This window comes from Coleofasciculus sp. H7-2 (assembly GCF_042747725.1).
Lineage (GTDB): Bacteria > Cyanobacteriota > Cyanobacteriia > Cyanobacteriales > FACHB-T130 > FACHB-T130.
Genome location: NZ_JBHZGO010000004.1, coordinates 38152 through 63255 on the forward strand (window position 1 = coordinate 38152; position 25104 = coordinate 63255).

Consider the following 25104-nt stretch of genomic DNA (forward strand, 5'->3'; position numbering starts at 1 on the left):
AGTTTGAACTGCTTCAGGGACCGAGGAGAGGAATTCACCACTTTTCCCCTATTTTTAAAATATGCAAGTTAAATGTGCAACAGCTTATAAACGCTCAGATTTGGCGTCTGGCTGTCTAGTTTCTGGCTTCAGACTTGGATGCTGTCAAAAGACTGAGGCAAGGTGAGCGTGAAGCAGGTTTCGCAAGCATGAGTATCTTCAGTAGAACAACTGGAGACAGCGATCGCGCCATTTATATGCTGTACTAAAGACTTTACCAGAGCTAAGCCCAACCCAGTGCCTTGAATCGCTTGTTTGGTGATGCCTTCACCCCGGCGGAATTTATCAAAGATATACCCCATTTCTGTTGGCGAGATGCCAGAACCATTGTTGCTCAATTGAAGAACAATCTGATTACCTTGCGGATTAATCTCATGAGTGGCACGCAGATGAACGGTAGAATCTGGCTCAGAATATTTGCCAGCATTAGTCAAAAGTTCTTGCAGTATCCGATTGAGGCTATCCGCGTCAGTCTGGAGCATTAGCGATCGCTTGGGTAACTCCACTGCTAGCGTTAATCCTTTATCCCCCCATTTCTGCTCAAACGCCTCAACCAACTCTTGAATAACCTGCTTGAGGTCTACCTTTTGCAGATGAATTGAAGACTTCTTCGACTCCAATTCCTGGAGAGCCAATAAATCCGCGATCAAATTAATTTCTTGAGTACATTGCTCATCAAGGATTTCCAGGTACTTAGCACGACGTTCTAGCGGCAGTTCCGCTTGACGTAACATACAAATCGCCATCTTCATTTTGGTGAGCGGTGTTTTCAACTCATGGCTCAGGTTGCTGATGAATTCATCCTTCACTTGATTGAGTTGCCGCAACTGATCGAGTTGTTGGCGAGTTTTTTCGTACAACTTCGCCTGCATTTCCATACTGCCTTGCAGCTGGGCGGTACGCTCCTCGACGAGGGCTTGCACCTGGCGTAATGATTGCGTTTGAATGATTGCCGTACTCGCCTGAGCGCTGACCAATTTTACTAGCTCTAATTCCTCAGACTGCCAAGAACGAGGCTGATGATGCTGTAGCACCAGGAACCCCAACACGATGCCTTGGCTTTCCAGGGGAACCATCAGCAGAGCAGGCATGGCTTCTGGGTTAAAGAGGTCGGAGGGTTGACTGGCAGAGGTGTCTGCTGGGTTGCTGGTGGCGAGATCCGCTTGACTCGCGATCGCCAATGGCTCAGGCGACTGCATGAAGACTTGTTGGCACCAGTGACACTCCGACAGAGCAAAGGAATGGTTTAACCAAGAAGGCGACACGACAGACTCAGTATCTTCAATTGTTGCTGCTTGTTCGCTGTTGCTTTGGGAAGGCGATTCGCAAACCACCGTGACTTTCGCTTTAGGAATGCGTTTTAAAGAACGATTTTTCAACGGGGGATCGACGTATTTCAGCAGTAGAATAAAGCCACGGTGAACTTGGAAAGCTTGCGCTGTACCGGCAAGCGCGAGTTGGAGAATCTGATTCACGTCTCTGCCTGCCCGAATTGCCAGCGTCAGCTGGTTGATCAGGATTTGGTATTGGGCGGCGATACGTACCTGTCGCTGGAGTTGGACTTGAGAAATCGCGATCGCAACTGAGTCTGAAACAGCTTTCAGCAATTCTTGTTCAACATCTGTCCAATCGCCTGGTTGCGATCGCCCGACGACAATCACCCCATTTGCTGAAGATTGAAATTGGGCTTGAATTCCCATGACGGCACGTACCGGATCTTCCAAGGCACGTCCGATTTCAATTGCCTGAGTATCCGAAATCGCTACAGGTTGGCGATCGCTCAGGATCTCTTCCAGCACGGCATTGTCTTGCATCCACACTTTCGAGGACAGAGGACGCAGGCTCTTCAACTCAACCGTTCCTGCATCAGCCGCGTTCGATGTTCCATTAGACCACGAGAGTGCCTCTGCATACCAAAAAGCAGCCTGCGGTGTCGCCTGATGGCTAGCGATCGCTTTAATGAAGCAAGCGTCTACCTGCAAACTCTTTCCCACCACATCCGCAATTTTGGGCAATACCGTTTCCGGATCTGAGCTTGTCAGAAGGATTTGAGTAATCTGTTGCCTTAACTGAGTGCAGCGATCGCTGGGGTAATGCATGAGTGCGCCCTTGTATTCCTCTATAAAACCCGGTTCAACTGGGCTGGGCATCGGTGAAGTGAGAGGCTCTATCGTCAGGGTTGCAGACGTTGGCAGCTCTTCGCGAGCCGCCAGCTCTTCCTGAGCCGTGCTAACGTTAATGCGCCGCTTCTCGACCAACTTGTGGGACATCCGCTTTGCGATCGCACTGGCTGCATCCATATCCGCTTGTGCATCATTCATCTTAGCCGAGCTTCATTAGGAGGACATCAAGGCAGGGTCTAAAAGACACTCTGCTCAATAGAGGGAGAGGCTTCGGCAGGGTAGCAATAGAAACTAGCAGTTTGTCGAGAGCAATCCGCTGTCAATCCCTTACAACCATGACTGGGGCAACCAGATTTTACCCTCACTCTTCTATAGACTAGGGTTCCCAAATTTTTTCCATTTCTACCAATCCAAATGCCTAATTTCCCGAAGTGATAACTAGCACCTCTGTGGGCAACAGTTGCACCAACTCAGCCTGCCCCAGCATTTTTTCTTCCAGCAGCACGCGCGACTCTTGCGTCACCTGACCAGAGATTGCAGCTTGTTGTAGCGTCATAAAAGCCTTCAGATCCTCTGAGTCATATTTGCCTCGGAGCATCTCCCGAAGCTGCTCTTCTGCTGCCACTGTCAAATAACCAGTACTGAGAGCTTGTTGAACCACTTCTCGAATTAGAATCATCGCGCACCTCCTAGACGACTTGCTCCGCAAGTCAGTATCCGACTTATCCAGTTGCTATCAGGTGACGCTAATTTTTCAGCCTAAATAACCTGGTCGGCAATGACTTTATGATATATACATCCCGATTCTTGTGATTTCCAGTTAGGGCATTTGTGATTAAATTCACTGAAATATCTACTAAAATATGCATCAACGAATTTGATCGAGATCAAATAAAACCCGAATCGGCAGGCTTGGTTTAAATCAAAGCGACATATCTTCTTGTGTTCCCTTCCTCCGTAGGCGCTTCAATTTCCGGCTTGGCGGCTAAGAACGCCTTCTTTTTGCCTCCTGCTGGGCAATTTCACTCTTTTTCCGATAAGATTCCACCCGATCCTGAGCAGTTCCGTAACGACTATCAGTAGGTGGTACAGCAGCCATTAAATCGGAAGCTTGTTGCCATTTAGCCGCCAAATCCAACCACTGAGCAGAAGTCTGAGCATTTCTCCCAGAAATTGACGTTTGTTCCGCAAGTCGCACAGCGTCTGCAAAAGGATCTGACGAAGGAAATACAGTTGTTTGGGTGCTAGATGCCACAGGTGTTGGAGAGGTTACTGGCGCTGTCGCCTGTGGGGGAGAGTCTGGCGCAGAAGCTGGCGTCCGAGTAATCGTAAATGGAATCAATGGTCTTAGCCAATCATAAAGCGCCCAGCCTACCAGCAGTAAAAGTAACGATAAGCTAGCACCACCCACAATACCACGCCAAAATTGGCGTTTTTCCCCTACCAATCGGGAGGAAGGTTGGGGAAAAGGTAGCTGACTTTTTTTTGCAGGTTTCCGCTCCTTTAAATCCTCTCCTAAGCGTTGGAAAAGATTCGGCTTGGCGAGGGTAATTTCTTCAGCCCAAAGTAACTGACTCTCTGGATCTCGATAAATTTCTTCTAGCCAAAGTAATTGTTGTTCGCGGACAATCCGACTGTTGATGTTGACGCGACGAATATTTCGCGGTGAAATTGATTCCAGAATCTGCCGAATTCGCTGTACCAGGGTGGATTGTTCGAGTTGATCTGGCGTAGCTGCTTCACACAAAAGCTGCAAGACGCCATCGGCAAAAATGGCTCTGGTTCTGACACCAGCCTCTGCCAGCTTGTCATTGAGTATTTGAATAATCGCCGCGACGCTCCCCTGGCGAGCTTGTGAAGCGATATCATCCATCGGATCAACCATTTTGTTTGAGTAAATGATGCCGGTAGTTCAACCTGACTTTTTTTATTTAAGAGTATCAGTCTTTTTGTTTAAGAGACTCTGTCAGAGTAGTATAATTGACCAGAAACAAGCGATCGCTCCTTTTTCGCTTTTACATTTCATGGGGCAGCGCAGACGACTGCCAAGAGCCTTGCAGCGGCAAGATGCCCACCCCACCAGAAAATAATTTTTCTACATTTATCGGGAATTTATCGGGATCTTCGCTAACGAAGCTTTATTAAGGAGATTCAGAGGCAGGCAATTACCTCCCATTGCTAGATGCTATCTGTCGCGGCGCAGCGAGTCGCGCTCTTGAATGATAAAGTAAAATAGCTAAACAGAAGATTGGAAAAACCGGGAACTGAATCATGGGCGCATTGATTCGCGGCGCAATTTTTGTTTTGGATGACAACATCGATACCGATCAAATTATCCCAGCTGAATACCTGACTCTGGTTCCCTCCAAGCCTGACGAGTACGAAAAATTGGGCAGTTATGCCTTGATTGGATTGCCAGATCGTTATGGAAAGTTTGTGGCTTCTGGAGAAATCAAGACTCAGTATCCCATCATTATTGCTGGGGAAAACTTTGGCTGCGGTTCTTCACGGGAACACGCACCGATTGCTTTGGGTGCTAGCGGCGTTAAAGCAGTGGTGGCTCAGTCTTATGCCCGGATCTTTTTCCGCAATTGTGCTGCTACTGGGGAACTTTACCCTTGGGAATCAGTTGAGCGGTTGTGCGATGAATTTGAAACGGGACAGGAAGTTTCAATTGATTTTGAACAAAATCAGCTGATTAACCATACCTTGGGTAAAGTTTATTCTCTCCAGCCTTTGGGCGATGTAGGGCCAGTGATTGATGCGGGAGGAATTTTCGCTTATGCTCGTCAAACGGGAATGATTCCCACCAGGTAGCGATCGCAATATCTACTGAGTGTTGAATTTTGAGTTAAATCATTCAACACTCAAAACTTTTGAACTTAAGCGCGATCGCTTTTACAATTATTTAAAATAGTTATTAATGTCTGTAAGCCAAAAACTATTTACTACTATGCTGCTAAAGTCTTCAACCCGCCACATCCGCATCTATACTGCTGAAGTGAAGAACAACGAACTCGTCGAGAGTGACAATGTATTAACCCTGGATGTAGATCCCGATAATGAGTTTAACTGGAGCGAAGACACTCTACAACAGGTTTATGGCAAATTCGATGAAATGGTTGAAGCATACAACGGTGCAGATTTAACAGAATACAACCTGCGCCGTATCGGTTCCGAATTGGAACATTTTCTGAGAAGTCTGCTACAGCATGGGCAAATTAGTTACAACCTGAGCAGCCGCGTTCTCAATTACAGCATGGGAGTGCCTCAGGTTAGCACTCAATCGGCTGAGTAATTGAGTTTTAGTTGTTAGAAAAGTTTTGTTTAACCAGCAGAAAACTTTCTAACAACTAATCACTGGAGATAATTTACCGCCAAATCCGATTTCCATTTTCATCGACGCGAGCTTGGCGAATCACATCAGAGATTTCTTCGGCATCTTTAACATGGTGTAGCGCCTTCTTTTCTCCGTCCGGTTCTTCCACTTCAAAGTAAGTTGGAACAACGATATGATCGCCGGTAATGTCTGGCGCATCTACAGCAATTTGCTCGCCTTTTTCTTCAACGCTTTGAGGTTCATCGGAAATCCTGTCGCCCGGATTGGTAGTTCTATTTTTTGTATCTTTGGGTGGGTTTTCCATATAACTCCTAAAGATTTGAATCTTAATGTTACTAATATTAGATTAGAGAAATGGGTGCGCGATCGCCTCTTTCTGTGGGTGTAAGTCAACTCTCTGTCCGTTTCTGCACGGACGAGGGATTGGGCTGAATTGGGTTGCCGATGCTACCCCCCGAAGACTGAGCATTCGCAGCAACTTGGGACTTTGCAGCTCGTTTCTGCTCCAAAAATTGCTGAACAGCAGTGCGGCGATTTTCTAAAAAGCGGTTCCAAAACCCTGGAAGAAAATGATCCATCGTTTCAGCCAGCGCCCAAGTTTCCAGATTCACCATCTTGGAACGCAGGCGGTGAGACTCCTCTAAAGAGTCAATTAATTGTTTAATTTCTGCACAAGCAGGTGAGTTAAGCTCTGCGAATGGTGGATCTACGGCAGTATAAGCTTCGGACTTGGGCATGGCAATTGGGAAAAGCGGCAGTACAGATGAGCTTACTGGAACAACAATCCTTTATTGGCGAAACCTGAGAACCTGCAAAAGGCACAATGCGGATCACAGTAGGACAACAAATTGAACCCTCCAATCCCCTTCTCTACCAAGGAAGGGGATAATTTCGCTCCTCATTTGTGAGGAGTTGCAGGAGGGGTTAAATCCCAGTTGAAGTTTGGTAGCCGGAGTGATTTTACCCAACGTTTGAAAGAAGCATCGCCTAGTCTGATTCAAATTTAACGCGAAGTGTCAATTTTCTTTCGCAGGATAAGACCCTTAACCGCTAAACTCTGGAAATAGAAACTTGATTATTTTTTACCTCTAGTGTATAAAAAAGACCCCGAAAGCCCTTGGACATATAAACCTTGGTGGTGTCAGCCTTGGTCTATTTTGCTGACGAGTATTACCGTCATCAGTGCATCTTGGACACTAACCAAAACGATCTGGATAACGGCTGGCGTCTCGATTCCCGTTCTTGTCTGGATGTCATATTTTTTGTTACTGTGGCCTCGACTAATGCGGCGTCATTATCAACAAACACAAAATTCTGTAAGTGAAGAATGAGTTTCATTGACAGATCGCAAATTTATTGAGTGTCAGAGGCTACAATCCAGATTAACGCTCAGATTTGGCGAATTGAGAAAAGGCTACATTTCTCAGTAGCTTCTGGTAACAGCAAGTCAAATCACAACAGGCTGATGGGAGCGCATAACCTTCATGAACAATTCTGCGGCAACGCTTTACTGCTCGAATCTCAATTGTCAGGCTCCTAATCCCCAGAGCCATAACTTTTGTCAGAAATGCCGCACGCCGCTGCCCAAACGGTACTTGTGGGCAGTAGGTGAAGGGATAGAAGCTTATCAAGCTGGGGATCTGATTGCCGAGCGATATTTGCTTAAAAGCGATCGCATCATTCTAGATACCAAACCGGCTTTGTCCCCGGAAACACTGCCGGAGATCCCCAACAGCCTGATGCCGTATCTCAAGCTGTCTCCTTATCAGCTGCACATTCCTCAACTGTACGGACATCTGACGCCAACAGAAAAACAGCCCAACGCCGAAACTTGGCTGCTAGAGCAGGTACCGATTTACATCTGCGGTAACGGGGAAGGCACCCTCATGCCCGAATTAACTAGCGTCTGGAAAAATGCCTCAGCAATGCGCCAGCTGACTTGGCTATGGCAAATGGCGAATTTGTGGGAACCCTTGCAAATCAATCATGTAGGATCGAGTTTGTTGACACCAGCGCTGCTGCGAGTAGAAGGTTCCATCTTGCGGTTATTGATATTGCAGGCGGATCAAAACTCCCCAGTAACACTGCAAAACCTAGGTCAACTTTGGTCTAAATGGGTCGCCTCTTCACACCCAACCATTGGGCAATTTTTGGAACAAGTTTGTCAGCAGCTCAACGAAGGGGCTGTGCAGACGGCACAGGTGGTGACGCTGTTGGATGAGGCAATGGCAACCATCGGGCGATCGCAATCTTACACCTATCAAATTGTCACCCGCAGCGACAAAGGGCCAACTCGTCAGCAAAATGAGGATGCCTGCTATCCCCCCAGTCCCAGCAGTACCGATCGTTCCTCCCCCCCCTTAGCGATAGTCTGCGACGGCATTGGGGGACACGAAGGCGGCGAGGTAGCCTCTAATCTGGCAATTGCCACCATCCAAGAGCGAGTACAGAGTCTGCTGGCGAACCCAGGCAATCCTTTAAATCCGACCACTCTCACTCTAGAATTGGAAAACTTTGCTTGTGCTGCCAATGATGTCATCAGCCAGCGTAACGACACGGAACAGCGGCTTGATCGGCAACGCATGGGTACCACATTGGTGATGGCATTAGCCCACGCTCATGAAATGTACATCACCCATGTAGGAGATAGTCGAGCTTACTGGATTACGCGCACGAGTTGTCGGCAGATCACCCTAGATGATGATATTGCTTCGCGGGAGGTGCGGCTGGGATACGCCCTATACCGGGATGCCGTGGAACAATCCGGCGCTGGCTCTCTCGTTCAGGCGTTGGGCATGAGTTCATCCGCAACCCTGCATCCCTGCGTACAGCGCTTTGTTCTAGATGAAGATGGTGTTTTTCTTCTCTGTTCGGATGGTCTGAGTGACAATGACCGAGTAGAGCAATACTGGGAAACAGAGATTCTGCCGATTCTAGAAGGTCAGATTGATTTGGCAACAGCCGGAACGCGGCTGATGGAGATTGGTAACACCAAAAACGGGCACGACAACGTTACGGTAGCCCTGGTTTACTGCCAAGTGGCATCAGCACAAACTGGGCAACAGGTCACAGCGCTACAGATGGGAGCCATCCCACCCTTAGCACCAACTCCGGCTCCAGCGGCTCCGGTGCGCTCCCAATCTGCGTCTGCTTCCAGAATCAAAACCAAGATCATCTCACCGCAGTCTACTACTAGGAGTCCTTTGCCGCTCCTTTTGGCGCTGCTTCTGTTAACAGGTGTCAGCGGAGCGATCGCTTATTGGTTCATTCCAGAAATCCAGAACTGGGTCAATCCTCTCATTGGACTGGCACCCCGCTCCAGTCCCAGTCCTGCACCACCCGCAGTCAGTTCATCTCCATCGGCAGAACCCGTCGTGACTCCTTCCACCTCTGTTCCCTTAGAGGCTGGCTTGGTGTTCCAAACCACCCGTTCCACAACCAAGAACTCTCAGGGCAAAGAGGCTCCTGTTTTGCTGCGACCCGGTGCCAAGGCACCCCAAAATCAATCTGTGGTCGGCTTAGTTTCAGATGGGAGTATTTTGCAAATCAGCTCCATCCAACGAAATCAAGACTCTGAGAGCTGGCTACAGGTGAAAGTTTGCTCAACGCTCGGTACGTCTAATCCGCAGCTTCCCCCTGAAAAAGTTAATTCTGGCACCCCAAAACCAAAAACCGCCCCCGAAGTGACCCACCGCCCGGTAAAACAAGGAGAAATTGGATGGATTCGGGAATCTGACATTTTACCTGTAACTAACCCAAATTTCACGCCAACATCGGCTAACTTGGGCGAATGTGCGATTGGGACTAACGCGACAACACCTATCGTCACATCGTCGCCCTCTAAATAGCCATTAGTTGCTAGCCTTTAATTGTTAGGACTTGGGTTTTTGTCAGGGTTAGGTGTTCTTGGGTAGTCGCTAGTCGGGAGTCATTAGCCAATTGGTAAAGAAGCGATTCATCGTGTCTCTAGGTCAGTTGTTTTTGGCTGCCAGTGAAGAGTGCCAGGGACTTCTGACCCATTACTCACGACCCACTACCCAAAAACGATTGATACTGAATCGCTAAAGCTAAAACATCTCTTCAATAAGCTTGTTTGAGGTGATAAGAGCGAGTGAAGAATATTCAGTGAGTATTCCCGTGTTGTTCGGGTAGACTGATAAAAAACCTCGTATAGTGCTAGGTTTAAGGTTAATGTCTTTAGAATGTCCCAGTCTGAGAATCCCTGCCTCAGTTTAGCCATCAATCGGCTCTCCAAAACTACCCTTGGGGCAGAACATTTTGCCATTTGGGTGATGAAGGCACCCTGTCCGGGTGGTCACGTCCTGCATGACTGTACTTGGCCCGAAATGTTGACCCAAAAGTGGCTGGCATGGCAGGAAATGTTTTCCCCACGGGGACTACCTGATGTCCCGCTGGTACATCAGGCGACTCCACCAGCCTTGACATTGCCACTCGATACCCCGAATGTCAACGGTCAGGCACTTCCGTATACGGCTCGTCTGATGCAAGACTTAGGAATCAGCCTCTGGAAGTGGTTATTTGATGGGGAAATTCAAAATAGTTTCGCTCAAAGCCAGGGAATTGCAATTGGGCAGAAGAAACGTCTGCGGCTGCGGTTAGAAATTCGAGACCCAGATTTAATTCCTGTGCCTTGGGAAATTATGCAGCCCGAACCTGGGAAACAGGCGATTTCTCTATCACAACAACTTTTGTTTAGTCGTACCAGCAATGCGGTTGACCCGCTGCCACCCCAGCGCTTAGAGCAGGCTTTAAACATCCTGTTGGTACTGGGACACGATACAGAAAGCGAAATCGCTCCCAGCTTGCAGCTGGAACAAGAAGCGGAGGCGCTGGCTAATATTTTGGAACGCTGCGGACGACCAAACTTACACCCTGAGGGCGAACATACTGGTGCGACAGTTTTGTGCCAGGTAGATACGCTTTTACAACCCACAAAAGCCGAATTGATTTCACGCCTGGAAACTGAAAATTACAACATTTTGTTCTATGCCGGTCATGGCGTCCCGGCAGCGGATGGTGGATTACTGTTTTTGCGACCTGATGCCAGGATCAATGGCACGGAGTTAGCCCAGGTTTTGGTTCGCTGTCAGGTGACGTTGGCGGTGTTTAATGCCTGTTGGGGCGCTCAACCAGAGCGGCACAACCAACAAAGTTTGCCGCGCAGCAGTTTGGCAGAGGTATTGATCCATCACGGTGTTCCAGCAGTTTTGGGAATGCGCGACTCGATTGCCGATGAAGAGGCTCTCTCGTTTATTCAGGCTTTTGCACAAGCTCTGGCAGCACGGATGCCCATTGATGAGGCGGTGGCGGTGGCAAGGCAAAAGTTGTTGACGCTTTACAAGTTCAACCAACCAGCCTGGACTTTGCCGGTTTTGTATATGCACCCGGATTTTGAGGGTGAGTTGATTCGACCGATTGGCGAGGAAGTGACGATACTGCCGCCGTGTGTGAAGTCATCCGGGCACGATTTATCTACTCCATCTGCCTATCTGCGTCCGCTAGGAGTAACTGGTAAAGTTTCGCCAATTAGTGGCACGAGTCTGCGAGTCGGACGTAATCCCAAGGGAAATGACCTGGTGATTGAAAAACAGGAAGTTTCTCGGCAACACGCTGAAATTATTTGTGATGCTCTCCCAGACGGTAAACTTACTTACTTTCTAAAAGATAAATCTCGCTACGGCACGTTCATTTTAAGACCCAATGGTTGGCAGAAAGTCTATCATCCGGAAGTGCCTTTGCAATCGGGAGACCAGATAAAGTTTGGGAGTATGCAGGGTCAGACTTGGGAGTTCATTATTCAAGATAGTGCGAAGTTCTAGGGTATGCTCTTGAGCGATCGCCCTCTAGAATACTGAGTGCTAAATAATATTTACGGAACTCGCTAAAGTGTCGCTGTATCTACCCCTGCCAAGAACGGTATATCAATACACAGGAGCATCATGATGGCAAGGAAATCAATTGATTCAGGATGTTATGAGAATTCTCTTTCTCAAGTGCAAACAGAACTACTAGAGGCACTCCTCCAGCCTGAAGAAGCTCCCTATCCCTGGAATCCTGCCGATCCAAATGTGGAAGCCTATTGGACAGAGCTGGAACAAGGGTTTGAACTTGAGGGATGGTTAGATGAAGAAATCAGCAGAGGGTCGCAAGCGCTCTATGCAAAGTTTGACCAATGTTGGGCAAATGCGAATGTGGCAGTTGTGCCGAAAGCAGCAGCGATCGCAGTTACATCTAGTTTGAGCGAGCGGTTTGCCGCCCGCGTTCCCCAAGCTTGGCTGGATGCGATCGCTCACAAAGCCCAACAGGTTGTATCAAGCCCTCTGTCAATCGCGGATCAGATGGTACAGTGCGTTCAAGAGCTGCTGCCAGAATGGGGAGAAGATGTGTTGCAGGTATGGGCGCGTCCTTTGGCTTCTGCCATGCGAGGCTCGGAGGCTGAAATTGTCCGCCCAGCTGAGTGGGATGAGTTATCAGAGAGCGAACGGGCACGGTTGAGTTTGGCAATTTCCCGGTATGCGCTAAGACAATTCAACGACCTTAACCCTTCAGCACAAAATAAGTCCCCTGAGTAGACACTTTACCAGCTTTATTCTCTGCGTAGTAGCGGGCATAATTTTCGTTTTGATTGGCGCTTAAGAATAACCCCATAGCGTCTCAGACAAGGACTCAGGAAAGTGTACTTCTATTCCTGGCTGCCTTGTAGTGCCGATCGAGTTCGCCAACATTGATCGTGGCAATTTACCAAGCTGTTCATTTAATCAGTCATTTTAGAGGCTCCTATGGACGACGTGGGAGAAGATTGGAGGGTTGTTAACGAGGGTCTGCTTGTAGGCAGACCCGTCCCCTCTGTATAGATATCGGTCTAATTCCGGTTTTTATGCAAGAAGTAAAATTTTTGTTACAAAACATCATTATTTTTTTCTGACCCCGGTAGGCGATCGCTTCCACTGGTTAAGGATCATCATCTGGCTGGCTGACAAATCTTTCCGTGTAGGTTGGGTTGAACAGCGTGAAACCCAACAGCAGTTTGAAAAATTTGCTTACCCCTTCTAAAACACCTCCCTCTCCGGGAGATGAGAAGCACTTCTTCCTGCTGGCATAGCTAGTTGTTGTTCCTAAGTGAGTAACCAACTGCAAGCTTTAGTATCTCCTAGGATATTCTCATCCGCCAGAATGGCTAGCTAAAATAAGTTAGGGGATCGCAATTGTGTAACCATCTCTTGCTACACCCAGCAATGAGATCCTCCTCAATAACATCCATATTTAGTGGGATTTTTTAAATTTTTCTGTCTGTACAATCAGGGGTCGATCTGCTTTACATCACTGCAATTTTTTCTCTAGCCAATAGTTAAGTGTCGTTTAAAAAAGCAATCTTCCTTTACATTAAAATTATAAAAGATGTTTATTTATTGAAAAAAAGTTGATCTGGAAACCCAGAATTTAACATCCCATGCACCTCAGATTTTCTCAAAATATCAAGTCTCTTCTAGAAAAGTTAGCGAATCAACCGTTGACTCTAGCAGATGTTCTGGCAGAAACTTCTGAACGGGGCTTTAGTTTAGTTATCGCATTACTTGTTTTGCCTTTTCTGTTTCCGATGCCACCCGGATTTACAGTAATATTGGGTAGCGGCAGCTTGATATTAGCGTTGCAAATGGCTTTAGGGCAACGTTTTCCTTGGCTACCCAAAAGAATTCGCCAGTTCCAATTTCCCCGCTGGTTTGTCCAGCAACTTTTAAAAAACCTGCAACGAGTCACGGGGGTGTTGGAGAAAGTGACTCGTCCCCGGTTACGCTGGATCGCAGACAATCCTCAAATTTGGCAATTAAATGGGCTTTGTATTGCATGGCTGTCTGTGTTGCTGATGTTACCGATACCCTTTACGAATCCCATTCCAACAATTGGGATTTTGCTACTCGTCATTGCCATGTTAGAAGCCGATGGTTTACTGATGTGTTTCAGTTATGGATTAACTGTGGCGATTACTTTGTTGTTTGCAGTGGCTGCTGGCACGTTCTGGCAAGCGTTGAGTTTGTTTGTGCAAACCTTGTTTCAGTGAATTCTATAATTTAGAGATTTCTCGTTCTTCGGGCTGGTGAGATAGAAGTGTAGAGGCGCATATCTGTGTCAATACGGTTCGGTTAGAGCGAAAAACACCAAAGTTCGCGTAGGGAAGGATTGAGGAAGAAAACCTAACAAAACATAAGCATTTGTTGGGTAACGTTGCCTCAGCCCAACCTACTAGCGCGTCTAGGCTAAAATGCTGGGTTGAGGAAATTCGCTCTCATCAAAATTTGCAAGCATTTATAGGCGTTGCTTTACCCAACAAATTACGCTAGACGTGCTACTACAGTTATTTTTAACCGAACCGTATTGATATCTGTGTACCTCTACAATGATTGTTTTTCAATATTTCAATAGGATTTAGACACCCAGCATTAGTTTGTTAAGCTGTATTAAGTTAATGCTCAGATAATCCTCAGAACTCTACAGATGCGCTTGTTGATGCCGAAGCCCTATACGCCGCCTTGGTTGCTGAGAAATGGTCTGACAATGACCTTATATACTGCTTTGCGGGCGGGTCGTGAATGGGAGAAGATGACTGTAGAGCCAGAGCCAAGTTACCGAGAGACAATTTTTACAGGTGCAGGAGACGTGCCGATTTATGGCTGGGTTGCCATTCCCGATCGACCTCGCGCTACGATTGTGGGTACTTATGGCATTACTGGCGATTTGGAGAATCAATGGTTTCTGAGACTGCTGGGGCGCAAGGCATTTGCACAAGGCTATGCAGTGGTGCTATTTGATTGGCGTGCCCACGGGAAAACCGCTCAGTTGTCTCCTACCTTGACTTCTGATGGCTTGTACGAGGGAGAAGATTTCGTCTGGATTGCTGCCCAAGCTAAGGCGATGGGTTGTCCTGCACCGTTCTGGTTCACGGGGTACTCGTTGGGAGGACAACTGGCGCTATGGGCGGTGAAAGCGTCACAGGAGTTGTTAACGGGGAGAAGTCAGGAATTAGGGTTGCAGGAAAGGGAGATTGGGGGGGCTGCGGTGATTTGTCCCAGCCTAGATTCTAACCGTTCCCTATCCTATTTGGTGAAACATCCGCTGGGTAAGTATTTGGAACAAGCGATCGCGCAAGAATTAAAAAGACTGGCTTGGCGCGTTTATCATGCTCATCCTGAAGCAATCGATCCCGTAGCTATTGAGCGGGCTAACAGCATTTGGGGCTTTGATAATGAGCTGGTAATCGGGCGATTGGGCTTTCCATCCGTCGAAGCGTATTATGACGCCAGCAGTGCCCTACACCTGTTACCTCACCTCAAAAAACCGACGCTGATTCTGTACGCCGCTGACGATCCCCTGTTTGACCCTTCAATTGTGCCTGAGTTGCAAGCTGCTAGCGATCGCAATCCTGACATTACTTTAGCGCTGACGCAATATGGCGGTCATGTTGGCTACATCAGCAGCCGGGAATGTCAGCATCAAACAGGAGATCCCGATCCTTGGTGGGCGTGGAATCGAATTTTAGAGTTTTTTAACGCAAAGGTTCGCCAAGAGTTGTCTTCTTTGGGTTAAAAAGCTACGATAAGTTCCCAAAACGGGTGGCAAAGTTTGAATTTCGCGTTGGAGATAAAGCACGCGCTTTGAGAATTGCCGCTGTTAAAAAGGCATAGGACACAATTCCCACCACCGCCAACAATAAGCCGCTGACAGCGCCTGTGGCGTTCCACAGGGCATGGAGTCCCGCTGCTGTAAGATAACCAATCAGCAAAATTGTCCAGCGCTTCTTGGGCTTCAGGGCACTCAACCCAATGAAATAGCCTAGATAGCCACTGTAAGCCATGTGTCCTGCCACTGAGCCTAAAATTCGGGGAATCAGGAGTTGCAATCCCACCAATTCTCCAGCGCCTTCTCCAGCTTGCAGCGTCACATTTTGGATAATCTGGGGTACATATTGACCTAGCGTTTCTAACAGGGTGAAGCCAACTGCTGAGGCGGTTCCCAGCAGGATTCCATCCAGGGGTTCCCAGACGCCAATGCGATCGCGCCAAGGAGAGCGAAATCCCCGCCCAATTAAATACAATCCCAGCACTGGCAACGCCTTGAGCAACTCCTCCATCAATCCTGCCCCGAAAAACATTCGGATCAACAAATTGGGAAAGTCGATCAAACTAACCTGTTCCGAACCTCGGAGTACCGCTTCTACGTCTCCGGGCAAAATACGGCGAAAAACATAGATAAAAGCCAGTAAAACAGGACTGACCAAAATCAAGGCGGTGGTGGCGGCTGAACCTAGTAGTACCCACCAAGGCTTATGCTTGCCGCAAAGTTGGTAGACAAAGTAATAAGCTGCCCAAGCGAGATAAGCTGCCAGTACCAGATTGAATACCACCGACTCACCGACGGCGGCAAACATTAGTACCACAAATCCGACTGTAACCATCCCCGGTATTAGATAAGCTTTTTTAGTTAAATCTCGTCCGGTTGAAAGAATGGGAAATAACTGGGTAAATGTCACTCCTTCCGGCTGGGATGGCTGCACAGGTGCGATTGGCTGAGACGACAGTTGAGTTTTGATCGAGGGGACTTGGGACTCAAAAATAAATTCTGCGCCGTTTTGCCCCAACTCAATGCGATCTCCTGGGTGCAAAATTTGACATCCCTGCAAGCGTCTCCCGTTCACGTAGGTACCATTGGCACTATCAAGATCGCAAATTTGCCAACTGGGTGCTACTCCTGACTGAGTAAGGGGACGGACTGCCGCATGACGCCTGGATACAACACCATGTTGGTTGGAATCCAACACAATTTGACAACTGGGTTCGCGCCCAATTACTACTTCCTGATTTATCGGAAGCAAGTATGGGGGCAGTGGCTTACCAGCAGCACCAGTAGAAAGCAGCCGGAGAAACCCACTTGTGTAGCTCTGGCCTGTCATTTTAGTAGATTGTGAGAAAGCGATTAGCGATAGCTTAGCAATTAGTGGGGAGTGTAGAGACTGGGGTTAACCCCCGTCTGTCCGGCTAAAAGCTAACAACTCAGCACATCATCACAAAAAACCCTATCGCTCAGAAACCCGATTTCTTCAAGAAACCGGGTTTCAAGCTCTAATAGGTGATTTTTTGTTGATTTCTATCACCCTGATTCAATGCTTGTTTATTGGTGAGAGTTAGCTTCCCGAACTGCGGCATAGAACAGAAATCCCACCAGAGGAATACTGGCAGCCAGGATGATCCCGGTGGGCAAGTTGCCCAAGTCTGGGTTTCCAGAAGCGAGTTCAAAAATAGAGCCAACGGCAGCGATCGCTGCTACGCAAGAACCGAGCAAAAATACACCACTTTTAGGGGTCATCATGGGCGGATATATCCTTAAGCCACTGGCTTGACAGCTTGAGCAGAGAAGCCATATTTTTTTAGCTCTTCATTCAAAGCGATCGCATTTTCCACCCGATCCACAAACAGCACGCCATTGAGGTGATCCATCTCGTGCTGAATGGCGCGGGAGAGTAGCCCAGTTGCCTTTATAGTGCGGGGGCGTCCCTGTTCGTCTTTAAAAGACACTTCCACCATTTCTGGGCGTTTTACGTCAAGGTAGACGCCAGGAATGCTCAGACAGCCTTCTTGGAAGAGGCACACGTCGCGACCAAATTTCTTGATGGTGGGGTTAATCAATACTAAAGGCTGATTAGCGGCGTTATCCGGTTCGGTGTCAATGACAATCATCTGTTTGTGCATCGCTACTTGAGGCGCTGCCAAACCAATGCCATCTGCGCTGTACATGGTTTGCAGCATTTCCCGCACGAGTTGCCGAATTTCGTTGTCTACCTTGGCAATGCGTTTGGCAGGCTGACGCAGGACGCGATCGCCCATATAGTGAATTTCTAATGGCGGTTTTTCTAACTTTTTCTTTTCGACGGCAACTTCAGTCGTCATAGCATTCTGGCTCGCAGATACAGCTCTTTGTTCAATGGGTCGAGTTTTTTTATCTTAACAGTTCTCAGCTGTTAGCTGAATTACTACTTAACTTCCTTGCTATCGTCCCCCAACACCTACTTTCATCAACAACGCGCCGAACGCGGTAGCATAAATTTTTCCCCCTCTGCTGCAAATTTACCCCTCGCCATCAGCACCGTCTCATCAAATGCGTGGGGAAATGCCCCGATATCTCCTGCATCCAAAAGTTCAGGACTAAAGTATATCGTCACCTCTTCAATGGTTTGAGGTATTCTTTCGATAATTTCTTTCAACGGACATATCTGCGTTGCCACTATATCAAAAAGGTGGAGTTGGGTATCTTTTATTTCCATGCAAGCGATTAAATCCAAATCTTCTGCATAGTATAAAGGGCGACTTCCTTCATTGGCGCAAAATAAGGCTTTTTCTTTCACAACTCCAACAATCTTAGAAACAGGTATCCGCGTTTCCAACAGTCTGTGTAGCAATTTTAAATCTTTGGCATCATCAAAATTCAGTATTCTAAAACCATCGTTGCCACTCTGGGAATACCATCTTATTTTAAACACGTATTCTTCTAGTTTCCGAAAGCCAAAAGACGTATAAAATTCTGGGTTCAGCGTTGTTAATACCAGCGTTTCATAGCGTTTATCGCAATATTTCAGCACCTCTTATATCACTTCGCGGTAGTAGCCGCGCCTGCGAAATTCCGTCCGCGTGCATACTGCATGGACTCCCCCCACCGTCACCGTTTGTCCCATAATTTGCATAGGAATTTCTAACACTCCTACATGGGTAATAGCTATGTCGTCGTGAAACCGAATAAACGGAGTCGAAGCATCTTCCCACGATGCGCCTAATTTTCTCCCGCATTCTGCTATGTCCCCCAGTCCAGGAAACACGATTTCAACCAAGTCAAACAACTTATTACTTAAATTGGAGTCAGCAGAGAATGACCGTTTAAAGCGATACTGATTCATAACTTAAGCATAATTATTAACACTTCATACTACAAATAATACAAAATATTAGGTCTTCAAGGCAAGTGGGGACGGTTCGGGAGAGTAGAATCTAATGCAGCTCTAAAATCTACTCTTCAAAGAATGGAACGCCCGTGCTATAAACTCTCTGATGATACCTGTGGTTGAGGAGGAAATTCGTGTTTAAATTCCTGAGCAAACTGGACTACCTGCTGCGCGAAACCTTCCTGGGGTTGCGGCGCGGAGGTTGGATGAATTGGGCGGCAATCAGTACCGTTACCGTTTTGCTGTTCTTGTTCGGCATGAGTTTACAGGCATCCTGGCAGCTAGAACGCCTGCTGACTCAATTTGGGAGCCAGTTGGAAGTATCTGTATATTTAGATCCCGGAGCGCGGGTGGAACTTGTAGCCCCAATCGTGGGGAAAATGCCAGAAGTGGTCGAGGTAAAAACCATTTCCAAAGAGCAAGCTTGGGAATCTTTGGTAAAAGAGCTGGGAATGTCGGATATTGACGGTGCCACCCAGCAACTCGAAGGGAATCCTCTAGTGGATGAGCTGAAAGTGAAGGCGCGGACTTCCGAGGCAGTACCCGTTTTAGCTCAGAAGCTGGGGAAAGTGCCAGGGGTGGATGACGTGCAGTATGTAGATGAGGCGGTACAACGACTGGCTCAGCTCAATAAAGGTTTGAGCTATGTAAGTCTTACGATCACCACTGTCCTGAGTATGACCGCAGTTGCAGTGATTACCACCACGATTCGCCTGATTGTGATGGCGCGACGGCGGGAAATTGAGATTATGCAACTGGTGGGAGCAACGACAGCTTGGATTTATCTACCGTTTATATTACAAGGGATTAGCTTTGGTTTAGTTGGGGCAGCGATCGCTTGGGTTCTCATTAGCACCATCCAGCGTACTTTGAGCAACTTGTTATCAACTCAGCCCGATTTTATTCAATTTCTCGTGAACGGACTGCAATTAAGTCCTCTACAAGTTTTACTGTTGCCCCTGATTTTGCTTTGTTTAGGCGGTTCAGTCGGCTTGATGGGGAGTTTGTTTGCTGTCCGCCGCTTTGCTTTGCGATAGTTGGCACTTGAAACTCAAAACTCAAAATTTTTTATGGCATCACAATGGGAACGTTTGCTGCAAAATCTAGGGGAATGGCAAGGTTCATTTACCCGTCTTTCACCCACTGGAGAATTACTGGAAGATACTCCTACAGTTGTTTCTCTACAAGGTTTAGACAATAACCAAACCATTCGCCAAATCATCCGCCGCTTACCACCCAGTCAACCGCCAGATGAGAAAGTTCTCGAATATAGTTCCTTAGGAAAAAGCGTTCTATTTTTTGAAAATGGAGCCTTTTCCCAAGGTTCGATTCAACTGGCTCCTTTTTCCGAATTTGGAGCTGAACTCGGCTTAATTCATGGCAATCGGCGTCTGCGTCTCGTGCAGATATTTAATCGAGACAGTCAATTAGATAAAATTACCTTAATTCGAGAAAAGCTAGCTGGTTCAGACGTTCCGGAACGCCCAGCTCTAACTTTAGATCAACTGATAGGAGAATGGCAAGGAGAAGCAGTAACAATCTATCCAGATTATCGCTCTCCCGATACTTATTCCACCACGCTCAAAGTTGACTATGAAGAGAGTGGAAACGTAATTCAGCAATTGAGCTTTGGCGATCGTACCCTCACCTCAACTGCAAAAATTAACGGTAACATTCTCCACTTTGATCGAGGTTCCCAACCCGTTCAAGTATTGTTTTTACCAGATGGTGCCTCTTCCAATTGCCCGCTGCAAGTAAAGACAGGTCAATCTTTTGTTCTAGAAGTAGGTTGGTTATTGCAGCCAGACTTGCGCCAGCGAATGATTCGCCGCTATAGCGATAAAGGAGAATGGATTAACCTCACCCTAATTACAGAGCGTAAGGTATAACAAACAAAGCTAATCGCACAGAAACGTAGAACAGTTTTTAACTTTGCGTACCTTGGCGTTTACCTTGGCGTTAAAAAAAATTAAAACCTCACCTTTCCATCACTTAAAACCGTCTCTTCAAACACTAAATTACCGGCTTCAACCCTGAGGCTTCCTTGTTTCCAACCTAAATAAATAGGACTATTTCCCTCAGGTGATTTGTAGATATCAAAATTCTTGAACCAATCATACTCGATCCCATTGCGGACAATAATCGGCAGGTCATTATTAGGATTGTGCGTAATTTTGAGAGTATCGCCGGTTGTTGCTTTAAATTGCACAATGCCTGCCGTTATCTGATTTAAATCTAATTTAGACTTACTCTTCACCGCTTTTTTAAAATTAGCATAACTGCTTGTATTTTGCTCCTCTCCTACCTCTAAAGCAAAGCCATAATATTGATTGCTGGTTGTTGTTACTTTTAACGTTTTTTCCTCTTGGTATTGCGATAGTTTCTGATCGTCAATAGGAACTTCAGTGTAAGCACTAAAATTTATTGGATGAATTGCTAGCCAGGTTTTTTCTAACTTAAAGAACCAAATTCCATTTTCAATCTCTAATTTAGCCTTTTTAGGTAGCTGAAAGAAAAAAGATTTATCAGAAGCAGGTCGTAGCCAAAGTGCCAAGTTGCGGTACTGTCCTATTTGATCGCCTGGATTTTTTCCTGGTTTCATTCTGTCGTCGCCCGTGTTAACGACAAAATAATCAACCCCTCGCTGAGAATTTTCAGCTATCAATTTGAAAGGGCCAACATCACCATCGCTAAATTCACCAACTACGCTACCCATCTGATAAGTGTTGCCGAAAAATGTGGTTTCCCAATAACCTGGTCGGTCTTCTCCTCCAGGCTGCCAATTTTCATAAACTGGTTTTGTAGCGAGTAATTCAATCGGCTTTTTAAACTGCTTGCGGGCTAATGCCACAACTGCGAGTGGAGGACGGTAAGCGCTAGTAATGATGTGAATTGAATCGTGTTCTGGCTTAGGATTAGGCAGCGAATTGTCCCCAAAATATAGCCAGAGCAAACGGGCGGCAGATGAACCATACACGACATTACTTTTGCCATAATCTCGCTTAGTTGGCCCTCCAAAACCGCCATGATAATACTTCACTGCCCCCGCAGCACAAAGCCAATCAAGAGCTGCTTTACCGAGTTGTTTTACTTCTGGATCTTTCGCAAAATCATAGAGGTTAAGGTAGGCAGCAAGGGTATGACCGTGGTAATTTTCCGAATCCCACTCGCCCATCCCGATGTGATAAAGCGCCCAGACATATCGCTGAATTTTCTTTTTGTATAACTGGCGCACATCTTCATTACCAGTTTCCTCTGCCATTAGATAAACCGATATCTCGCGCATCGCTCTAAGATTATCGGTATTGCGCCCGTCAACCCAGCTACCACGCACATCTGGTCCCCAACTATCACCGCCACGACCTCTCCCATAAATCGGGTGGGGACGACCATTAGGATCTTGCTTTGTCCATTTTTTTGCTCCATTAAACATCCGTTGTTTGTAGGCAGGATCTAGAAATTTACCAAAGAAAAAATATTTTCTAATTTGACCTTTGAGGGTAAAAGAATAGTAATAGTCAATACCGTCAGTGTGGGCGTTATCTTGGGCTTGTTTGTCTTCCTTTTCCAAAAAAGCGATCGCTTTCTCTCGGTTGCCAGCTAAAAAGTCAAACATGGCAAGAGGATAAGTTTGCTTTTCGTTTTCCCCGCTGTTGTTGTTGTATTTTTTACCCGTGTAGTAGCGAATAACTTCATTCGCTCTTTGCTGAAACTCTTTTTCAAGTTCAGGCGTCCACTGGTTCTGAAACTTTGCATCGACGGGTAGCGGCTGAATCTGAACTAAACCATTTGCATCCTTGGTAATGGATGGAGATGCAATAGGACTCGGTGTATTTGCTCTGGATAAGGAAGTAGTTTTGGTGCTGCAAACCAATACTGCTAGAGCCAGTACGGATGCTGTCGCTGTGTGTCGAAAAATTGTAAGACGTTTCATTAGCAACAGAGATAATTCAGATGCTCTGATTTTGGCATGAGTAAAGAGAAGCGATCGCACTTTAGGAAGATAGACGCGATCGCACTTTAGGGAAAGATGAATGCGATCGCGCTTATATTTAGACTAGATGCCAAAAAATTTAGGAGATAGTATGCTTACCTTTGAGGAGGTACTTAGTCAAGTTAAACGCCTTACCTTTGCTGAACAAACTAAGTTGCTAGAAGCATTAACAGCATTGGTTCGTCACCCTGTAGAAGTTGAAGACGATGACGAAACTATACCGCCGGAAGAGATAGCCGAAAGCGAAGCCGCTTGGCAAGATTACTTAGCAGGTCGTGACCCAGGAATATCCTCAGAAGACCTAAAACAAAAGTTGTTTGGGAACAAAGTTGGCTAACTGGCAATACATTGTCCTAAAACCAGCTGAACGTTATTTACTGCGGATGCAACCGGATGACCAAATGCGTATTATCAGTGCATTGGATACTTTAGTAACAGATTCTACATTGCTTGACATTAAACCCCTCAAAGGTCGTCCTGAGTTGCGGTTGCGGCTAGGAAAGTATCGGGTTCTGATTCAAGTAGACAGAGAAAATCAGATGTATATCGTAACTCAGATTGGTTCTCGTGGAGATGTTTATAAGTAGGAGCGATCGCATTCCGTGAAAGATAGACGCGATCGCACTCTCGGAATAGATAGACGCAATCGCTATAAACTAAACTCAGAAATCAGAAATCCCAATAGAAAGTCTATGACTACTTATAACGATGTGCTGATTCAAGTTCAAAGCCTCACTCCTGATGAGCAACTGCGACTCTTAGAATATTTGACAGCATTGATTCGTCCCCAGATTATATCTGAGAAGCAGCGATCGCTAGAAGTCGGGAATAATTCAAGTTTAAGCCCTGAGCTTCGGCGGAAAAAAATAGTTGAGATATTGGAAAAACTTGCTGCAAGTAATGTCTTTTCTGAGGTTAGCGATCCGGTTAGATGGCAGCAAGAGTTGCGTCAAGATCGTCCCCTTCCTGATAGAGATAGATAATGCTACTTGATAGTAACATTATCATCTACGCTTCCCAGCCAGAACACGATCAGATAAGGCGGTTTATTAGCGATCGCGAAATCGCAGTATGGGCACTGAGTTACGTTGAAGTATTAGGCTATCATCAGCTAACAGAAGAATCTCGCTTGTACTTCGAGGAATTCTTTCGCGTTGTTGAGGTTTTACCTATCTCTCAGGCAGTCCTCGACCGGGCAGTGGCACTGCGGCAGGTAAGGAGAATGACGCTTGGCGATGCGATTATCGCCGGAACAGCCTTGGTATATGGCAGGACTTTGGTGACACGAAACATAGAGGATTTCCGATGGATCGCTGAACTGCTGTTTCTTAACCCCTTTGAGACTGAAGGAATATGAGGTAGCGCTCCCATTCTCGGAAAAGAGAGACGCGATCGCACTTCAGCCTTAATCAACTAGGCAAACATCAAGCGACCTTTCGGTTCAGGAATTGGACGCCCTAGCTCCTTAGCAGTCTCAATCCACTCCTGCATAATGATTTCTACATTTTGCACAGCTTCTTGATAGGTAGCTCCATCTGCTGCACAACCTGGTAATTCAGGCACTTCTGCAATGAATGCTTGATCTTCTTCGCTCCAGTATAGGATGACCTCATAGCGCATCATCATCTTGGGCATCATCTTGGCTTACCAGTTTGTACTTCAAAATCACTGCGCGGACTTGCTTAACCTGATAGGGTTTGCCTTTGGCATTTTTGGGTTGCAGATTCAGGATTTCTTCAACACCTTCTTTGCTAAAAATGTGATGACTACCGTTAATCCGTTCGCCAAAGCCAAGTTGGCGTAATCCTTGACACATTGCCGCAAAGGGGATGTTGGCATCTGAAGTCCCACTTAGGATTTTGACTAAAAGTTTGTCTACTTGACTCATTAGTGTTTTTCATAGTAGTTAATAGATAAATATATAAACACATCGTATCAAAATATTGTGTAATTCTACAAGAGAGTTTTTGATTTTTTTTGTAGGGATTACCCGACTTTCGAGTGCGCCAATCACAACACTTTATACCACACGGCTTTTTAAGCCGTCGCTCATCCGTTAGTTCAATGATCGCTTTGAGCTTGATGGTTACGGCATCCATCTGCGATCGGATTATTGTAAATTTTGCAGGGAACTACAGTCCTACTAGTCCCCTGAGAATGACAGCTAAAATTGTGAAGGCAGCAATTCAAGCAGCTAGGCTGAAGCCCCTACAAGTTCAGATGCTACCTCTACTACAGGCTTGGGCAACGGCTTTAGTTCAATATCAGGGTCATTAATGTCTATACCATTTGCAAGGTTGTATTCCCGATGAACCGCCTCGATTTCTTCTTTTGTCATCTTGTCAGCAGCAATCAGATAGGCGATCAGTTTTCCTCCCAAATTCTGTGCCTGTTGCGCCCTAGCCATCGTTCCGCTAGGAGTTACAAGTACGTTTGTCCAAATGTCTGAAGACATCCCCCAGTCAATTTTGTTAGCGGGACTTAAACAATGAATTAAAACCAAATGAGTTATGCTCCATGCCAGATAAGAAGTTCACGTTGAAAAATACCCATGAAGGAAACTACACCCGACGCAATGCCTCCATGCTTTGAGAAATGGTGC

28 protein-coding genes are annotated in these 25104 nt (G+C 46.6%); 14 read left to right on the forward strand and 14 right to left on the reverse strand.

Translation table 11 applies throughout. The features are described from left to right. Positions 1–128: 128 nt before the first annotated feature. From ACFW2W_RS01195 to ACFW2W_RS01205, 3 genes are all read right to left on the reverse strand, one after another. On the reverse strand, positions 129–2360 hold the full coding sequence (locus ACFW2W_RS01195; protein WP_378172211.1) for a GAF domain-containing protein: 2232 nt from the start codon (positions 2358–2360) through the stop codon (positions 129–131). 220 nt (positions 2361–2580) lie between these two features. Further along, complete coding sequence (locus ACFW2W_RS01200; protein WP_378172214.1) at positions 2581–2841, reverse strand: hypothetical protein; 261 nt, start codon at positions 2839–2841, stop codon at positions 2581–2583. Positions 2842–3147: 306 nt separating this feature from the next. After that, on the reverse strand, positions 3148–4047 hold the full coding sequence (locus ACFW2W_RS01205) for a hypothetical protein (protein WP_378172217.1): 900 nt from the start codon (positions 4045–4047) through the stop codon (positions 3148–3150). A 386-nt stretch (positions 4048–4433) separates the two neighbouring features. Between ACFW2W_RS01205 and ACFW2W_RS01210 the strand changes: the two genes are divergently transcribed. Together ACFW2W_RS01210 and ACFW2W_RS01215 are read left to right on the forward strand one after the other, a co-directional pair. Then, positions 4434–4979 (forward strand): 3-isopropylmalate dehydratase, encoded by a 546-nt coding sequence (locus ACFW2W_RS01210; protein WP_378172220.1) that lies wholly within the window; start codon positions 4434–4436, stop codon positions 4977–4979. Between the two features lie 136 nt (positions 4980–5115). After that, the gene (locus ACFW2W_RS01215; protein WP_378172286.1) at positions 5116–5460 is read left to right on the forward strand and encodes an NAD(P)H-quinone oxidoreductase subunit M; all 345 of its coding nucleotides are present in this window, start codon (positions 5116–5118) and stop codon (positions 5458–5460) included. Positions 5461–5533: 73 nt separating this feature from the next. On the opposite strand, the gene ACFW2W_RS01220 is transcribed toward ACFW2W_RS01215, so the two are convergent. Both ACFW2W_RS01220 and ACFW2W_RS01225 read right to left on the reverse strand, forming a co-directional pair. Continuing rightward, on the reverse strand, positions 5534–5806 hold the full coding sequence (locus ACFW2W_RS01220; protein ID WP_378172222.1) for a hypothetical protein: 273 nt from the start codon (positions 5804–5806) through the stop codon (positions 5534–5536). An 85-nt stretch (positions 5807–5891) separates the two neighbouring features. Next, complete coding sequence (locus ACFW2W_RS01225) at positions 5892–6239, reverse strand: hypothetical protein (RefSeq protein WP_378172225.1); 348 nt, start codon at positions 6237–6239, stop codon at positions 5892–5894. A gap of 354 nt (positions 6240–6593) precedes the next feature. On the opposite strand from ACFW2W_RS01225, the gene ACFW2W_RS01230 reads away from it, so the two are divergent. The 6 genes from ACFW2W_RS01230 (at position 6594) to ACFW2W_RS01255 (ending at position 15105) form a co-directional block, all read left to right on the forward strand. Further along, positions 6594–6833, forward strand: coding sequence for a DUF6737 family protein (locus ACFW2W_RS01230; protein ID WP_378172227.1), 240 nt, complete (start codon positions 6594–6596; stop codon positions 6831–6833). Positions 6834–6986: 153 nt separating this feature from the next. Further along, complete coding sequence (locus ACFW2W_RS01235) at positions 6987–9350, forward strand: protein phosphatase 2C domain-containing protein (protein WP_378172229.1); 2364 nt, start codon at positions 6987–6989, stop codon at positions 9348–9350. Between the two features lie 354 nt (positions 9351–9704). Further along, a complete protein-coding gene (locus ACFW2W_RS01240) occupies positions 9705–11342 on the forward strand; it encodes a CHAT domain-containing protein (protein ID WP_378172232.1) in 1638 nt (545 codons plus the stop codon). Between the two features lie 174 nt (positions 11343–11516). Further along, positions 11517–12095 carry a hypothetical protein gene (locus ACFW2W_RS01245; protein WP_378172235.1) on the forward strand — a complete coding sequence of 193 codons (579 nt, stop codon included), beginning with the start codon at positions 11517–11519 and terminating at the stop codon, positions 12093–12095. An 878-nt stretch (positions 12096–12973) separates the two neighbouring features. Next, a complete protein-coding gene (locus ACFW2W_RS01250; protein ID WP_378172237.1) occupies positions 12974–13582 on the forward strand; it encodes an exopolysaccharide biosynthesis protein in 609 nt (202 codons plus the stop codon). Positions 13583–14028: 446 nt separating this feature from the next. Beyond that, positions 14029–15105 (forward strand): YheT family hydrolase, encoded by a 1077-nt coding sequence (locus ACFW2W_RS01255; protein ID WP_378172240.1) that lies wholly within the window; start codon positions 14029–14031, stop codon positions 15103–15105. 4 nt (positions 15106–15109) lie between these two features. On the opposite strand, the gene ACFW2W_RS01260 is transcribed toward ACFW2W_RS01255, so the two are convergent. From ACFW2W_RS01260 to ACFW2W_RS01280, 5 genes are all read right to left on the reverse strand, one after another. After that, the gene (locus tag ACFW2W_RS01260) at positions 15110–16468 is read right to left on the reverse strand and encodes a PrsW family glutamic-type intramembrane protease (protein WP_378172243.1); all 1359 of its coding nucleotides are present in this window, start codon (positions 16466–16468) and stop codon (positions 15110–15112) included. A 218-nt stretch (positions 16469–16686) separates the two neighbouring features. Continuing rightward, positions 16687–16881: a hypothetical protein gene (locus ACFW2W_RS01265; protein WP_190410931.1), complete on the reverse strand. Its 195-nt coding sequence runs from the start codon at positions 16879–16881 to the stop codon at positions 16687–16689. 17 nt (positions 16882–16898) lie between these two features. Beyond that, positions 16899–17462: a peptide deformylase gene (def, locus tag ACFW2W_RS01270; protein WP_378172246.1), complete on the reverse strand. Its 564-nt coding sequence runs from the start codon at positions 17460–17462 to the stop codon at positions 16899–16901. Between the two features lie 125 nt (positions 17463–17587). After that, positions 17588–18151, reverse strand: a complete 564-nt coding sequence (locus ACFW2W_RS01275; protein WP_378172249.1) for a hypothetical protein — start codon at positions 18149–18151, stop codon at positions 17588–17590. A 3-nt stretch (positions 18152–18154) separates the two neighbouring features. Next, on the reverse strand, positions 18155–18463 hold the full coding sequence (locus ACFW2W_RS01280; protein ID WP_378172252.1) for a hypothetical protein: 309 nt from the start codon (positions 18461–18463) through the stop codon (positions 18155–18157). A gap of 179 nt (positions 18464–18642) precedes the next feature. Here ACFW2W_RS01280 and ACFW2W_RS01285 point away from each other — a divergent pair, with 179 nt between their 5' ends. Both ACFW2W_RS01285 and ACFW2W_RS01290 read left to right on the forward strand, forming a co-directional pair. Further along, positions 18643–19545: a cell division protein FtsX gene (locus ACFW2W_RS01285; protein ID WP_378172255.1), complete on the forward strand. Its 903-nt coding sequence runs from the start codon at positions 18643–18645 to the stop codon at positions 19543–19545. 33 nt (positions 19546–19578) lie between these two features. Next, positions 19579–20397 (forward strand): DUF3598 family protein, encoded by an 819-nt coding sequence (locus tag ACFW2W_RS01290; protein WP_378172257.1) that lies wholly within the window; start codon positions 19579–19581, stop codon positions 20395–20397. A gap of 80 nt (positions 20398–20477) precedes the next feature. Here the strand turns inward: ACFW2W_RS01290 and ACFW2W_RS01295 are convergent, their stop codons facing one another. Further along, positions 20478–22442 (reverse strand): hypothetical protein, encoded by a 1965-nt coding sequence (locus ACFW2W_RS01295; RefSeq protein ID WP_378172259.1) that lies wholly within the window; start codon positions 22440–22442, stop codon positions 20478–20480. Between the two features lie 127 nt (positions 22443–22569). Between ACFW2W_RS01295 and ACFW2W_RS01300 the strand changes: the two genes are divergently transcribed. The 4 genes from ACFW2W_RS01300 to ACFW2W_RS01315 all read left to right on the forward strand — a co-directional run bounded on the left by ACFW2W_RS01300 (position 22570) and on the right by ACFW2W_RS01315 (position 23859). Next, positions 22570–22839 (forward strand): hypothetical protein, encoded by a 270-nt coding sequence (locus tag ACFW2W_RS01300; RefSeq protein ID WP_378172262.1) that lies wholly within the window; start codon positions 22570–22572, stop codon positions 22837–22839. Positions 22840–22885: 46 nt separating this feature from the next. After that, positions 22886–23089 carry a type II toxin-antitoxin system RelE/ParE family toxin gene (locus tag ACFW2W_RS01305; protein WP_378172290.1) on the forward strand — a complete coding sequence of 68 codons (204 nt, stop codon included), beginning with the start codon at positions 22886–22888 and terminating at the stop codon, positions 23087–23089. Positions 23090–23194: 105 nt separating this feature from the next. Further along, the gene (locus tag ACFW2W_RS01310; RefSeq protein WP_378172265.1) at positions 23195–23485 is read left to right on the forward strand and encodes a hypothetical protein; all 291 of its coding nucleotides are present in this window, start codon (positions 23195–23197) and stop codon (positions 23483–23485) included. Continuing rightward, positions 23485–23859 (forward strand): type II toxin-antitoxin system VapC family toxin, encoded by a 375-nt coding sequence (locus tag ACFW2W_RS01315; protein WP_378172267.1) that lies wholly within the window; start codon positions 23485–23487, stop codon positions 23857–23859. Before ACFW2W_RS01310 ends, ACFW2W_RS01315 begins: the two co-directional genes overlap by 1 nt. 56 nt (positions 23860–23915) lie before the next feature. Here ACFW2W_RS01315 and ACFW2W_RS01320 read toward each other — a convergent pair whose 3' ends face one another. The 3 genes from ACFW2W_RS01320 to ACFW2W_RS01330 all read right to left on the reverse strand — a co-directional run bounded on the left by ACFW2W_RS01320 (position 23916) and on the right by ACFW2W_RS01330 (position 24957). Beyond that, complete coding sequence (locus ACFW2W_RS01320) at positions 23916–24128, reverse strand: type II toxin-antitoxin system HicB family antitoxin (RefSeq protein WP_378172293.1); 213 nt, start codon at positions 24126–24128, stop codon at positions 23916–23918. Next, positions 24112–24390, reverse strand: a complete 279-nt coding sequence (locus tag ACFW2W_RS01325) for a type II toxin-antitoxin system HicA family toxin (protein WP_378172269.1) — start codon at positions 24388–24390, stop codon at positions 24112–24114. Before ACFW2W_RS01325 ends, ACFW2W_RS01320 begins: the two co-directional genes overlap by 17 nt. Positions 24391–24696: 306 nt before the next feature. After that, a complete protein-coding gene (locus ACFW2W_RS01330; protein WP_378172271.1) occupies positions 24697–24957 on the reverse strand; it encodes a hypothetical protein in 261 nt (86 codons plus the stop codon). Positions 24958–25104: the final 147 nt, after the last annotated feature.